General features: G+C 56.3%; 8 protein-coding genes and 1 pseudogene. 4 read left to right on the forward strand and 5 right to left on the reverse strand.

Features of this window, described 5'->3' with window-relative positions; all coding sequences use genetic code 11:
- Positions 1 to 89: pseudogene (locus tag H6B30_RS16825) on the reverse strand (transposase); the annotation flags it as partial.
- Positions 90 to 207: 118 nt separating this feature from the next.
- Here H6B30_RS16825 and H6B30_RS11060 point away from each other — a divergent pair.
- Positions 208 to 1,722, forward strand: a complete 1,515-nt coding sequence (locus H6B30_RS11060) for a TlpA family protein disulfide reductase (protein WP_205110583.1) — start codon at positions 208 to 210, stop codon at positions 1,720 to 1,722.
- Between the two features lie 138 nt (positions 1,723 to 1,860).
- On the opposite strand, the gene H6B30_RS11065 is transcribed toward H6B30_RS11060, so the two are convergent.
- The 4 genes from H6B30_RS11065 to H6B30_RS11080 form a co-directional block, all read right to left on the reverse strand.
- Positions 1,861 to 4,002, reverse strand: coding sequence for a peptidylprolyl isomerase (locus H6B30_RS11065; RefSeq protein WP_205110585.1), 2,142 nt, complete (start codon positions 4,000 to 4,002; stop codon positions 1,861 to 1,863).
- A gap of 668 nt (positions 4,003 to 4,670) precedes the next feature.
- A complete protein-coding gene (gene lptC, locus H6B30_RS11070) occupies positions 4,671 to 5,333 on the reverse strand; it encodes an LPS export ABC transporter periplasmic protein LptC (RefSeq protein ID WP_205110587.1) in 663 nt (220 codons plus the stop codon).
- 41 nt (positions 5,334 to 5,374) lie between these two features.
- Positions 5,375 to 6,661: a BamG family beta-barrel-assembly machinery protein gene (gene bamG, locus H6B30_RS11075; protein ID WP_205110589.1), complete on the reverse strand. Its 1,287-nt coding sequence runs from the start codon at positions 6,659 to 6,661 to the stop codon at positions 5,375 to 5,377.
- Positions 6,639 to 7,397 carry a type III pantothenate kinase gene (locus H6B30_RS11080; protein ID WP_205110591.1) on the reverse strand — a complete coding sequence of 253 codons (759 nt, stop codon included), beginning with the start codon at positions 7,395 to 7,397 and terminating at the stop codon, positions 6,639 to 6,641. Before H6B30_RS11080 ends, bamG begins: the two co-directional genes overlap by 23 nt.
- A gap of 91 nt (positions 7,398 to 7,488) precedes the next feature.
- Between H6B30_RS11080 and H6B30_RS11085 the strand changes: the two genes are divergently transcribed.
- The 3 genes from H6B30_RS11085 to secA all read left to right on the forward strand — a co-directional run bounded on the left by H6B30_RS11085 (position 7,489) and on the right by secA (position 14,141).
- On the forward strand, positions 7,489 to 8,697 hold the full coding sequence (locus H6B30_RS11085) for an Lnb N-terminal periplasmic domain-containing protein (protein WP_338088983.1): 1,209 nt from the start codon (positions 7,489 to 7,491) through the stop codon (positions 8,695 to 8,697).
- On the forward strand, positions 8,694 to 10,268 hold the full coding sequence (locus H6B30_RS11090) for an alkaline phosphatase family protein (protein ID WP_205110593.1): 1,575 nt from the start codon (positions 8,694 to 8,696) through the stop codon (positions 10,266 to 10,268). Before H6B30_RS11085 ends, H6B30_RS11090 begins: the two co-directional genes overlap by 4 nt.
- 531 nt (positions 10,269 to 10,799) lie before the next feature.
- The gene (gene secA / locus H6B30_RS11095) at positions 10,800 to 14,141 is read left to right on the forward strand and encodes a preprotein translocase subunit SecA (protein WP_205110595.1); all 3,342 of its coding nucleotides are present in this window, start codon (positions 10,800 to 10,802) and stop codon (positions 14,139 to 14,141) included.
- The last annotated feature ends 73 nt before the right edge of the window (positions 14,142 to 14,214 follow it).

A 14,214-nucleotide genomic window follows, 5' to 3' on the forward strand; every position in this document is an offset into this window, starting at 1 on the left:
AGCGTATATTTTTCCATCATTGCATCAAAAAACTTGCAGAAGTCGTCCGCCATACAAAATAATTCTGTAACTTTGTCATCGGTGATCATAGCGATTATTGTTTGTAATACTTTGTACTTGAACACTATAAAGTTACAACAATTTCCGCTAATCACCAAATTTACAAATAGTTATAATTAATCGAACTCACGTTAAACCAAAAAGGAAATGAACAAAAGACAGACTGTAATTTTAACCGCTGTGATGCTCATGACCGGAACAGCCGGAAGCGCAAACAGCTATACCAACAGGCCGACCCAAACCACAGACAATGCCCAAACGGCCGTGGCCGACAGTTTCTTTTGTCATGGCAGAAGTGTACTGCTGGGGCGATTCACCGGCAATCACCCCGAGATAATAGAATACTACGGATACAACGGCGTCACCGGCGAGAGCAAGCCAACGACTTACGACGTGGCCGCCGACGGGTCGTTCTGCATATCTCTCGACTTGGATTACCCGATATTCGACTATGTGGTACATGGCGACAACATTCTGTATTTCTACGCCTGCCCCGGTGACACAGCCAACGTGACCATCGACAGCACCGGCATGGCACACTACGAGGAGCCGACGAACCACAAGAGGTTGCTGGAACTGATGTCCAACGAGGGCTTAAGGCCGAAGATAAACCACAAGGCGAAGCGGGCAATGGCACAAAAGTCTACGTTTGCTGAGTTCACAGCATGGGCGGAAACGCAGATTGACAGCCTGAAAGGCATGGTTGACAGCATATCCGGAAGCCACGGGCTGACGGCAGAAGAGCGCAAGTTGCTAAATGCCTACACCATGATAGACGCCTGCACCGACTGCTTTGACTACCGATACATAAACGGATTTGCCATAGACACCAATACTGATGACTATCATTTCATGAGGCATCTGCCCACCGACGCAACGGCCTGCCTTCCATGCACCTCACGTCTCTACTTCCTCATAAACCGATACAAGCATCACGGCCCGATCTGCTTCATGGACGACACTGCCGCACAGGGCAAATTCGTTCCAGCCACCGACAGTGCCGCCATTGCCGCCGACAAGGCCGTGTTCGGAGCCGACAGCCCGTCGCTATTCTTACAACTGACATGGACCAACACAAAATACAACCGCAAGGCTTATCAAGACAATCCGGAAGAGGCAACAAAGAGCATGGCCAAGCGCACCGAACTGACCACCCTGCCCTATCTGCACCATGTGCTGGATGGGCAAATCAAACGTTTGCAGAAGCCTGTAGCGTCGGCATACGAGTTGCCCGAAGGGCAGGGCACAGATATTTTCAGGGCCCTCACAGGCAAGTACAGGGGCAAATATGTGCTCATTGACTTCTGGTCTACAGGCTGCGGCCCGTGCAGGATGGCCATCGAACGCAGCGGCAAACTGCGCGACTCAATAGCCACACTGGCCGATGTCGAACTGATATTCATCACCAGCGAGGACGAGTCGCCGCAGTCAGCATACGACAAATATGTAAAGGAAAACCTGCAGGGAGAGGTGAATCTGCGCATACCTAACACCGATTACAAGAGACTGATGAGCCTGTTTGAGTTCAACGGCATCCCACACAACGAACTGGTAGCTCCCGACGGACGCATTATCAACACTGACTTTGACCTGAGAGACTTCAAGGACTTCGACTCATTCAACAAGTTCATGGACGGCATCAGGGCCGCATCAGGCAACTGACACCGGCACTGACAGCCAAAAAGCAATCCCACACCATAACGCAATCATACCGAAAGCGGCACAACAGAACATTCGTAACAAAAAGAACGGGGCAGCATCAATATGCTGCCCCGCCCACATATAATGTCACTATGTCTTTCAGAAGAACATGTAACGGTTGTCTACCACATCAGCCTTGATGTAGAGCTCGTTCATGAAACGGCTTGCAGCCTGCATGGCCTGCTGGCGCAGCTGCATCTCCATGGCCTTCTCGTCATACTTGGCTCCCTGGCGCTGCTTCTTGTCAACAACTTGGAACATGTATGCTCCGGCGTTGCCCTTGATGACGCTCGGGCAGAAAGCACCCTTCTTGGTGGCTGCAACGGCACCGCTCAAAGCAGGCTCGCTGGCACCTGTAGACGATACGAAGACAGGGGCGCTGAACGTTATCTGCCTTACTGTGTCTACGCGGGCGCCCTTGGCCTTGGCGTCGGCAACACTCTTGGCACCGGCCAGCTTGCCCTTGAGCATGTCGTACTTCTTGTCGCGAACCACTTCGGCCTTCACGATGTCCTTCACGTCGTCGAGGGCACGGTAGCCCACGGGGTGAATCTTTGTCATGGCAACCACGAGCAGATGGTCGTTGGCTCCGCACTCATACAGGGGCGAAACCTGTCCTGCCTTGGCGTCGAATATCCACTTCATGGCCTCGCCCGTGCTGCTTATGCCTGCCACAGTATGCTCAGAGTTGAACAGGTCTTTGCGCTCAAGCACCTTGTAGCCAAACTTGCCGGCATTCTTCTCCATGTCCTCAACGGTCTGGTTGCCGCTCACAAACTGGCTGAACTTGTTGTAGGCGGCAGAATATGTGGCCTTGGAGAAGTCGATGGTGTGCTTCACAACGGCAGCGACATACTTGTCGACCATGGCCTTGCGGCTCAGCACCTGCACGATGACGTTGCCCTGGGCAAACGAAATGTTCTTGATTTCGTTGACGCCCAGCGTGTTGAGTGTCTCAAGATAGATCTTCGAGTCGGCGTCAACGGTCTGCGAATTCTCATACATGGCTGTGGTGAGCCACTGCTTTGCGCCAGTCTGGCTGTATTTCTTGGCAATCGAGTCGAAGGGAGCTCCGGCCTGCAGGGCAGCATAAACGCTGTCGGCGGTCTTGCGTCCGGCCTCTACTGTAGCGCCCACTATCTGTATCTGTCGATACTCCACCGAGTCGGGGAGCTGTGTCTTGGATATGAGTTTCACCACATTGAGGGTGTTGTCGGCAGTGGTCTCAAACGGAGCGGTGGTCTGCCCAACGGCCATCGAGTCAATCTTGGCTGCTATGTCGCGCGGGAATGCCTTGCGGGTAACGGGCAAGCCAACGTAAGCATACTGCGACTGTGCCTTGCGCACCACCTCGGCGGGCTCGTTGCCGGCCTGCAGTTTCTGCTGTGCCTCGGTCATGGTGGCCATCATGGCCTTCCTGTCGGCAGCCGAGGGCAGCACCTGGAACTCAACATACTTGATGTCGCGGCTCTCTACATACTGCTTGTACATCTCCTTCTGCTCGTCATACTTGGCCTTGAGGTCGGCGTCGCTAACCTTCACGTCGTTGTCGTTGATGGTTGAATATGCCATAGATGCCAACTGTATGTTGCTCTCATCGGTCTGGCCTTCAAACGCCATCTTGGCAGAGATGGGGTTAGACAGCAGACAGCCCGTCAGCAGGTTCTGGTACTTCATGGCCAATGTCTGCTGGCGGAGCGACTTCTCTATGAACTTCCAATACTTGTAGATAGTGTTGTATTGCTCTGCCATCTGCGGGTTCTGTCCGCCCTCCATCTTTTTATAGTCGTCGAGGAACTTGGTCAGGAGCGTGGCATCGAAGCGGCCGGTCTGCTGGTTTACAAACGGAGTCTGCATGAGAATGGGGTTTGTTCCTTCCCTCAGCACGTTCTGCAACTCTTCCCTCGTCACCGTAAGGCCCAGCTTCTTGGCCTCCGACTCGAGGATGGCGTTGTTCACATAATTGTTCCAAACCTGGTCTTTCAACTGGTTCATCTCGTCTTCGCCGAGGTTGTCGCGCCCCTGTGTCATCTTGATTACCTCCTGGTATTCGTCTATCAGGCTCTGGAAATCCTGCACAGAGAGTTTCTCACCTAACACTTCGCCTACCTGCAAGCGCCGCTCATTGTTTGTTGCCTCGCATGAGCGGAACATCTCTTCGGCAATGAATGCAAAGAGGCCCAGACCTATTATTATAATCAAGGTGACGCCTCTTTTTCTGATTGTTCCTAATGCTGCCATTACTTTTTTACTATTATTTTTTGTTTTATATTTTAGTCTATGGATTCATCTGCGGCAGGGTAAAATATGCCCCCAGCCACTTTAGTTGGCAAAATTACTAAATTTATGCCAAATGGCGACATAATTTACGGAAAAAATACTCTCAACCAAGTTTTCTTGCATATCGAAACACGTTGAGAAGCAGCATAATGGGCTGCCACGCAAGCACAGCGGCAACACAGTCAACACCGCCAACGCCTAACGGCAGACATGGCGGCCTGAAGACGGGCAGCACCCTGCCAGCTGCATGGGCGACACCGCCACCCGGCACCGATGGCGCCGAAAGGCACCGACCACGATGGCCCCGGAGGCCGCCAGCCGGTGTCCAGCGGGGTTAAGACTTACCGACGGGCAGTGTGAAACGGGCTGGACGGGAATGCAAAACGGGGCGTTGGGGAATGCAAAACGGGCAGGACGGGAATATGAAACGGCCCGTCCTGCCTTGCCGGAGCTGACAATCCGGACATGGCAGGACGGTGAAATGAATCATTGGGGCGCAAGGCCAGGCAAAAAAGTCCGGCGGCTCGCCGCCCCCAGTGATGCCGGGGCAAAGCCTGCTTCACGTGACTTCGGAATGCACTGGGCCAAGGGCATTGCGCCGCAATGTGGCCTGGCGCCGGGCACGAGGCTCACCTGGGCTTGCTGGTGGCCGCCCGGGGCACGGCGGCAGGTCGCACTGGCGGGGCTGCCACAGCCGTGTCGCCGCCCTTTGCCGTGTCGGCAGGCGCAGCGGGCTCGCTCTCCATGTCAGACTTGACAAACGACCCCTTAGAGTTAGACACAGTGTAGTGGGTCATGTGCTCGTCGCTGCGGAAGTATGTTCCCTCAAGCGTGCGCTCAGGGGTGACGAGCCTTGAAAACTTGTTGGAGTACATCTCGTGGGTTATTCCGTCCCAGAAAAGCTCCTCGCTGCGGAATATCATACCCCTGACATTGCGCACACGCACCCGTCCGCGCAGCTCCCACAGCTTCATCTTGTCGTAATACCAGGCTGTGTCGGCCTGTATGTAAGCCTCTACATGGAACTTCTCGTCAAACTGTTCGAGAAACAAGCCCTTGATGAAAGTCCAGCGTGACGGCTGCCTGACCTGGTTCACATCCCACCGTTCGGTGACAATCCTGTACTTGATGACACCAGAGTCGGATATGAGCGTATTGACACCGTAGCTTACCATCACCGACACCGAGTCGCGGTCGTAGATGGCCGGCGCCGGATGCTCCTTCTCTTCGGTGCACGAAACCATGGCAGGCAATGCCGAAGCCAACGCCAGGCACCACATGCAAAGCCTCATAGCAACACTCTTGCCAAACGTAAACACTGCCTGACTACGATTTACTCTACCTTCCACTTCATGAACCAGCGCTCATTGAAGGTAATGCCTATGTTTATCCTGAACATGTTCTCGGTGACGAATGCCTTCGACTCGGAGCGCACCCATTGCCCGCTTATGTTGAGGAAAGAGCGGTTTTCCCACGAGTTGGTGATGGGTATGCCGAATCCGGCGCTCACGCTGTACTCTTTCGGGCCGTCCATGCCGTTAATCTTAATATAAGGTGTGGCATACGAGGCGCCTATCCTGTAGCGCACCCTGTCGAAGAACCTGAGGCTCGTCGTGTTGGGCACCCACTCGCCGCCGAGGGTAAACTTGTGGCGGTCTTTGAGCAAGCCGCTGCGCAGGACGTAGTCGCCCGTGGCCGCATCGGTCTCGGGTATGTCTACCGAACCCCACTGCTGCAGGGTGTAGTCAACACCTATTGTGAGCCTGTCGGAGTGGGTCCATGCCAAGCCCACGCCGTAGGTCATGGGCACAGCCAGGCCGTTGCCCACCGTAAACGTAGAGTCTGACGACACCCCCGTCTGGCTGTTCGACGTCGTTGTGGTCACCTGCGGGTCGGCGTTGAGCTTGTGGCCGATGCCGACGGTGGCGCCGAGGGTAAGCCAGTCGGCCTTTGCCACTTTTTGCTGCCACTGCAATCCGAAATCAAGCTTGTAGTTGCTGACACTCGCGCTGTACGTCCGCTGCATGGTGTTCACATAACTGTCGCTGCTCGAAATGGACACAGTCTTGTCGTACGAGCCCCAAAGGTAAGAAAAGTTTGCTCCCACCGACAGCCCACCGAACACGTTCCAGCCCACTCCTATGTAAGCCTGGTGGATGCCGCCCGAGCCGGAGTGCGTCTCGGTGGTGGTGGTCTCAGACGTTCCCACCCTTGATGAGTTGGCGTAGTTGTAGCCGATGTTGGTGTACGGAATAAGTCCAACGCTGATGCCCACCTTGGGGAATGCGCGGAAAGCAGCCACGGCATACTCGAAGTCGGCGTTCTTGGCATTGCGGCTTATGTTGCCTTCCTTGAAGTTGGTAATCTGCCCCGAGAGCCCCACGTCGAATATCATGCTCAGCGAGTCGATGGCCGAATAAGACGCAGGGTTAAGTGAATTGACCTGGTTGCCATAGCGCAAGCCGAGCGCCAGGCCGTTCATGCCGCGGTTGAAGCCCTGCGACTGATCTGAGAGAATACCTATGCCGTACTGGCTGTATGGAGAGTTTGTACCACTCTGCGCCATGGCCGCCACCGAGACAAAGCCCAGCGCGATACTACAAATAACTGTTCTTTTCATTGAAAGCGATTTCTTCATTGTAGAGGAGAATACGGTTGAGACCGTAAGGAACTATGAAATTGTCTGCAAAGATGCACTTTTTTTCTGGGATATGCAAATCAAGTTGCACTCCACCCGTTAAATAAACAAAAAGCCCGGGGCATTTTAATATAAAATCACGAATATAGCTTTCTATTTCGTAGGTTACGCCCCGCATCACTCCACTTCTGATAGCTGTCTCGGTGCTGTAGCCCATCGGCGGCGTGTCACCTTTTCTGTCGACCACGGGCAGCGCCCCGGCAAAAGCCCCGAGGGCCTTCAGGCGCATTGTTGGCCCTGGCGAGATGTTGCCCCCGAGATAGTCGCCTGCGGCAGTGATGAAGTCGTATGTGATGCACGTGCCCACGTCTATTACCAGCGCATCGCGGCCACCGCTCTTGAAATGGGCCCCGACCACTGCCGCCAGCCTGTCGGTGCCGAGGGTCAGCGGGGTGGCATACCTGTTGTTTACAGGCACGGGCGTCACCCCCGACACAAGCCTCATGACCGGGAAAGGGGCTGCCTCCAGCCTGCGGCGCAAGCCCTCTGGCACGTCGACCACCGACGAACAGATGCCGCGCTCGAAGGGATAGCCGGCGCAAAAGCCGTCGAACTTGTGCAGCTCGCCGTCGTCCATCCTCATCTCTCCGACAGGCTCGTCGCCGTCGAAAGCAACAAGCTTGGTGCAGGTGTTGCCTATGTCTATCGTTAGGTTCATCGTGCTGTCCGTTCGCTTACCGCCTGCAAAATTATTGAAAAAAATCGGAATAATGGCACGGCGAATGGAAAAAAGAAAGTAATTTTGCAGCGTGAAACAGTCAGCATACATATTGAAAGCCTTCATGGCCGCCGTAATGGCCGTCGTTTTCGGCACGCCCATTACCGCCGCCGCCCAAGAGCAGGCAAGGCGAACAGACTCCATCGAGGTGAGTTTGCTGACCTGTGCCCCCGGCAATGAACTTTACAGCCTCTACGGCCACACCGCCCTGAGGTACCACGACTTGCGCACGGGCGAAGACTGGACATTCAACTATGGCGTGTTCAGCTTCAAGAAGCCGTTTTTCGCGCTACGCTTTGTGTTCGGGCTAACCGACTATGAGCTCGGCGTGATGCCCTTCAACGCCTTCCGCGAGGAATACCGCAGGGAGGGGCGGGCCGTCACCGAGCAGGTGCTCAACCTGTCGGCAGACGAGAAAAGGCGCCTCTATGATGCGCTGGCCGACAACTACCGCCCTGAAAACCGCACATACAGGTACAACTTCTTCTATGACAACTGCACGACAAGGGCACGCGACATGGTGGAGAGATGCGTCGCGGGGACAATAGAGTATGCACCCAACGACAGCTTGGAGGCCACAACCTACAGGCAGATGATACACGCCATGGCCGGCAACCACCGCTGGGCGACGTTCGGCAACGACCTGTGCCTCGGCGCCAAAGCCGACAAGCACGCCGACAGCCGGCAACAGCAGTTCCTGCCGGAATACCTGATGCGCGACTTCGACAGGGCCACCATAGCCACCACCGAGGGCCGGCGCCCGCTGGTAAAGGAGACACGCGTGGCCGTCGACACTGTGCTTCCTGAGGCAAAAAGCCCGTTTCCGCTCACTCCACGCCAGTGTGCAACCATATTATTATTAGTGTCGCTGGCTGTTGCAGCCGCAGAACTGAGGCAGAAAAAGGCATACAGGGCCTTCGACGCCCTGCTGCTCACATGCACCGGCGTGGCAGGCATCATAGTCACGGCACTGCTCTTCTCCGAGCACCCGACCACGAGCACCAACCTCCAGGTGCTGCTGCTCAACCCGCTGCCGCTGTTCTTCATGCCATCGGTGATGAAGGGCCGGACCACCTACTGGCGGCTGGCTGCGGCACTGTCGGTGCTGTTCCTGGCCGGGGCAATATTTCAAGACTACGCCGAGGGAATGGAAATTGTGGCACTATGTTTGCTGTCCAGATGCATGGTGCACCTGGCGTTAGCACATAAACAACACCCAAACAGACATAAACAAGGATGAAGTATAGATACATTTCACTGACATTGCTCGCCGCCTTCTCCGCCACCGGAAGCAAGGCAGAGATGCCGCAGACGATACAGTCGGCCCCCAAGCTGGTGGTGAACATAGCCATCGACCAGCTGCGCACCGACTACCTGGAGGCCTTCGCCCCGCTTTACGGCAGCGACGGCTTCAAGATGCTCTTTGCCAAAGGGATGGTCTATGCCAACGCCTCCTACCCCTTCTCGCCCATAGACAGGGCATCGGCCGTGGCCGCCATAGCCACGGGCACCACCCCCTACTACAACAGCATAATCGGGGCGCGCTGGCTCGACAAGGAGACCCTGCGCCCGGTGTTCTGCGTTAACGACAGCAAATACGGCGGATACCTGACCCAAGACTGCTCGTCGCCCAAGAACCTGGGCACATCTACCATTGGCGACGAACTGAAAGTGGCCACCAACGGCGGTGCCGTGGTATATTCCGTGGCCCCGTTCCGCGACGCCGCCGTGCTCTCGGCCGGCCATGCCGCCGACGGAGCCCTGTGGATAGACAACAACAACGGCTATTGGTGCTCGTCGAACTATTACTTCAAGACCACGCCGTCATGGATACAGGCGTACAACAACATACACTCGAACAGCATCGACAACAAGACATGGGAGCCTGTCAACATGCTGTCGGGCAACTTCAGCTACTTCATGAACGGCGGCGTGCAAAAGCCGTTCAAGCACACCTTCGACGGCGAACGCCGCTACAGGGAGTTCAAGGCCAGCGGCCTTGTCAACCAACGCGTCACCGACATGGCGCTGCAATGCGCCAGCACCAACGCCATGGGCATCGACAATGTGACCGACCTGCTCAACGTGACATACTATGCCGGCAACTTCGACCACAAGACTGTGACAGAATGTCAGATGGAGCTCCAAGACACATACGTTAGGCTCGACAAGGAATTAGGCCGGCTAATAAGGGAGCTCGAGCGCAGGGTGGGCGCACAGCAGGTGCTGTTTGTCATAACGAGCACGGGCTACAGCGACGAGGAAAACGCCGACTACGCCAAATACAACATACCGTCGGGCACATTCAACATCAACCGCACGGCCAACCTGCTCAACATGTATTTCGGGGCACTGTGGGGCCCCGCGCAATATGTCGAGACATGCTTCGGAACGCAGATATTCCTAAACCACAACCTGTTTGAGCAAAAGCGCGTGAGCTTCTCGGAAGCTACGATACGCGCCAAGGAGTTCCTGGCCCAGATATCGGGCGTGCGCAACGTATACACATCGCTGCAACTGCTCTCGAGCGGCGACGAGAACATTTACAAGACCCGCAACGGCTTCCACCCGGAGCGCTGCGGCGACATACTCATAGAAGTGGCCCCGGGCTGGAGGCTGTACAACGAAAACAACCTTGAGAGCCAGCTGCAACGGGCCTCGTTCACACAATTCCCCATCATAATATATGGCGCGGGCACAAAGGCCGAACGCCTTTCCGACCACGTCACCATCGACCGTATAGCCCCAACCATTGCCAAGGCCATACGCATTAGGGCACCCAACGCCTGCTCATCGGCCCCGCTGTTCTGACAGTCATGCCTGCGTGAGACAGCGCGCACAGCATGACGCAAACCTACAGACACAGGCAAAGCGCCAACGGGGCCGCAGTGGTGGCACAACCAGCAAGGATTCTTTTTTTACAAAACACAGCATGGCACTACGCCACGGCGCCGAAAGGCCCGCAAAACGGGCCGTTTCGGCGTACGGAACGCCCCGAAAGGCCAAGCGATACAGGCCGTTTCGGACCGCAAACCGAGCACAGGTGCACAACCGCCTGGAAGTAAGCCGCATAAGGCCGAGGCACAGGCATCCTGGCACAACAGCCCGACGGGTGAAACATGCTTACAACAGAATCTGCAAACGGCTGTGGCACCACGCCACAAACCAAGGCAATGGCGGCACGCAGAGGCCGAAACGGCACCGCAAACACAAAAATAACGCCGCCACGCCAAACTCACACTCCAATTTACAAGGCTAATTGCCAATAATTAACAAAAAAAGCGTAAATTTGCAGGCGACAGCCTAAACGCCAACAAGACGAAAATAAAAAAACGACATAAAATGAATTTCAACAGTATCCTTAAGTCGCTGTTCGGTGACAAGTCGACACGCGACATGAAGCTCATCCAACCCCTTGTAGAGAAAGTCAAGGCCGTTTACCCCGAGGTAGAGAAGCTTGACAACGACTCGCTCAGGGCCCGGACGCAAGAAATCAGGCACAGGGTGCAAAGCTCTGCGCAAAGCCAGAGAGACCAGATTGCCGAGCTCAAATCGAAGATTGAGGACACGCCCATCGACGAGCGCGAGGGCATCTTCAACCAGGTAGACAAGCTCGAAAAGGAAATACTCGACATCTACGAGCAGAAGCTCAACGAGGTGATGCCCGAAGTGTTTGCCATCGTGAAGGAAACGGCTCGCCGCTTCGCCCAGAACGAGCAGACGGTGGTAACGGCCACCGACTTCGACCGCGAACTGGCCGCCGACCCCCGCAAGGACTTCATCACCATAGACGGCGACAAAGCCATATACCACAACCACTGGACGGCAGGAGGCAACGACCTCAAGTGGGAGATGGTGCACTACGACGTGCAGCTCTTCGGAGGCGTGGTGCTGCACCAAGGCAAGATTGCCGAGATGGCCACAGGTGAGGGAAAGACGCTCGTGGCCACGCTGCCGGTGTTCCTCAACGCCCTCACGGGCAACGGCGTGCACGTGGTGACGGTCAACGACTACCTGGCCAAGCGCGACTCCGAGTGGATGGGCCCGCTCTACGAGTTCCACGGACTGTCGGTAGACTGCATCGACAAGCACCAGCCCAACTCGCCGGCCAGGCGCAAGGCATACCAGGCCGACATCACCTTCGGCACCAACAATGAGTTCGGCTTCGACTACCTGCGCGACAACATGGCAATATCGCCGGCCGACCTCGTGCAGCGCGCCCACAACTACGCCATCGTCGACGAGGTCGACTCGGTGCTCATCGACGACGCCCGCACGCCGCTCATCATCTCTGGCCCCGTGCCCAAGGGCGACGACCAGATGTTTGAAGAATACCAGCCGCTGGTAGAAAGGCTCGTCGACGTGCAGCGCAAGCTGGCCACGCAATACCTGGCCGACGCCAAGCAGAAGATAAGCGAAGGCCGCGAGAAAAACGACCAGAAGCTCGTCGACGAGGGTTTCCTCTCGCTCTACCGCTCGCACAAGGCCCTGCCAAAGAACAAGCCGCTCATCAAGTATCTCTCGGAAGAAGGAATCAAGGCCGGCATGCTCAAGACAGAGGAGATATACATGGAGAACAACAACCGCCGCATGCCCGAGGCCGTTGAGCCGCTCTACTTCGTGGTAGAGGAGAAACTCAACTCGTGCGACCTCACCGACAAGGGTACGGAATGGCTTGCAAGGCAGGTCAACGACAACACGCTGTTCGTGCTGCCCGACATCGCGTCGCAGCTCTCGGAGCTTGAGACCGAGACCGGCCTTACCGACCAGGAAAGGCTCGACAAGAAAGACGCGCTGCTCAACCACTACGCCGTGCAGAGCGAGCGCGTGCACACGCTGCAGCAGCTGCTCAAGGCCTACACCATGTTCAACAAAGACGACGAGTATGTGGTAATCGACGGCGAGGTGAAGATTGTCGACGAGCAGACGGGCCGCATCATGGAAGGACGCCGCTGGAGCGACGGACTGCACCAGGCCATCGAAGCCAAGGAGCACGTCAAGGTGGAAGCCGCCACACAGACCTTCGCCACCATCACCCTGCAGAACTACTTCCGCATGTACCACAAGCTGGCGGGAATGACGGGTACGGCCTCGACCGAGGCCGGCGAGTTCTGGGACATCTACAAGCTCGACGTGGTGGAGATACCCACCAACCGCCCCGTGATACGCAAGGACATGGACGACCGCGTCTACAAGACGGCACGCGAGAAGTACAACGCCGTGATCGAAGAGATTGAGAAGATGCGCAACAGCGGGCGCCCCACCCTCGTCGGCACCACGTCGGTAGAGATTTCCGAGCTGCTCTCCAAGATGCTCAGCATGCGCAAGATACCACACCAGGTGCTCAACGCCAAGCTCCACCAAAAGGAAGCCGACATCGTGGCGCAGGCCGGACAAAGCACCAACGGCCTCGGAGCCGTGACCATTGCCACCAACATGGCCGGACGCGGTACCGACATCAAGCTCTCGCCCGAGGTGAAAGCCGCAGGCGGACTGGCCATCATCGGAACCGAGCGCCACGAAAGCCGCCGCGTAGACCGCCAGTTGCGCGGACGTGCAGGCCGCCAGGGCGACCCCGGCTCGTCGGTGTTCTACGTGTCGCTCGAAGACAAGCTCATGCGCCTATTTGCCTCTGAGCGCATTGCCAAGGTGATGGACAAGCTCGGGTTCAAGGAGGGCGACATGATTGACAGCCCGATGATATCGCGCAGCATCGAGCGCGCGCAGAAGAAGGTAGAGGAAAACAACTTCGGCATACGCAAGCGGCTGCTCGAATACGACGACGTGATGAACAAGCAGCGAACAGTGGTCTACGAGAAACGCCGCCACGCTCTGATGGGCGAACGCATCGGCATGGACATATCCAACATCATCTGGGACCGCGTGGTGAACATCATAGAGCAAAACGACTACGAGGGCTGCAAAGAAGAGTTCCTCAAGATTCTCGCCATGGAAGTGCCGTTCACCGACGAGCAACTGGCCAACGAGAAGCGCGAAGACCTGGCCGAGAACGCCTTCCAGGTGGCCATGGCCGACTTCAAGCGCAAGACCGAGCGCATCCAGGCCGTGGCATGGCCCATAATAAAGCAGGTGTATGAAACGCAAGGCTCTTTGTATGAGCGCATCATGGTGCCCATAACCGACGGCCGCAGGATGTACAACATACCCTGCGACCTCAAGGAAGCCTACGACACCGAGTGCAAGAGCGTGGTGAAACAGTTTGAAAAGGTGATACTGCTCCACATCATCGACGACTGCTGGAAGGAGAACCTGCGCGAGCTCGACGAGCTGAAGCACAGCGTGCAGAACGCATCCTACGAGCAGAAAGACCCGCTGCTCATCTTCAAGCTGGAAAGCGTGAAGCTATTCGACAGCATGGTCAACACGATGAACAACCGCATCACGAGCATACTTATGCGCAGCGCCATACCCGAAATGCAGCAGAGCGTGAAGGAAGCCGAGCCCGACGAGAAGCCGCAGCAGCCACGGTATACCGAGACCAAGCGCAACCTCGACGAGGAACAGCTCACCGACCCCAACCAGGCAGCGGCTGCAGCGCAAGACACGAGGGCCCAGCAGCAGCGCGAGCCCATAGTAAAGGACAAGTTGCCGGGACGCAACGACCCTTGCCCTTGCGGCAGCGGAAAGAAGTTTAAGAACTGCCACGGACGCGGACTCGTCTGACGGCACGCCAAAAAGCGTTTGGAGCAATGCCGCTCCAAACGCTTTTTTCATCACCCCAACCCATGCCACGCCC

Origin of the sequence: Marseilla massiliensis, assembly GCF_016899955.1 — a bacterium.
Taxonomy (GTDB): domain Bacteria; phylum Bacteroidota; class Bacteroidia; order Bacteroidales; family Bacteroidaceae; genus Prevotella; species Prevotella intestinigallinarum.

What these genes read in the sequence shown, in the direction of transcription:
- H6B30_RS11065 (WP_205110585.1), bottom strand. Translation starts at nt 4,002, where the DNA reads ATGGCAGCATTAGGAACAATCAGAAAAAGAGGCGTCACCTTGATTATA.
- H6B30_RS11090 (WP_205110593.1), top strand. Translation starts at nt 8,694, where the DNA reads ATGAAGTATAGATACATTTCACTGACATTGCTCGCCGCCTTCTCCGCC.
- H6B30_RS11060 (WP_205110583.1), top strand. Translation starts at nt 208, where the DNA reads ATGAACAAAAGACAGACTGTAATTTTAACCGCTGTGATGCTCATGACC.
- lptC (WP_205110587.1), bottom strand. Translation starts at nt 5,333, where the DNA reads ATGAGGCTTTGCATGTGGTGCCTGGCGTTGGCTTCGGCATTGCCTGCC.
- H6B30_RS11080 (WP_205110591.1), bottom strand. Translation starts at nt 7,397, where the DNA reads ATGAACCTAACGATAGACATAGGCAACACCTGCACCAAGCTTGTTGCT.
- secA (WP_205110595.1), top strand. Translation starts at nt 10,800, where the DNA reads ATGAATTTCAACAGTATCCTTAAGTCGCTGTTCGGTGACAAGTCGACA.
- bamG (WP_205110589.1), bottom strand. Translation starts at nt 6,661, where the DNA reads ATGAAAAGAACAGTTATTTGTAGTATCGCGCTGGGCTTTGTCTCGGTG.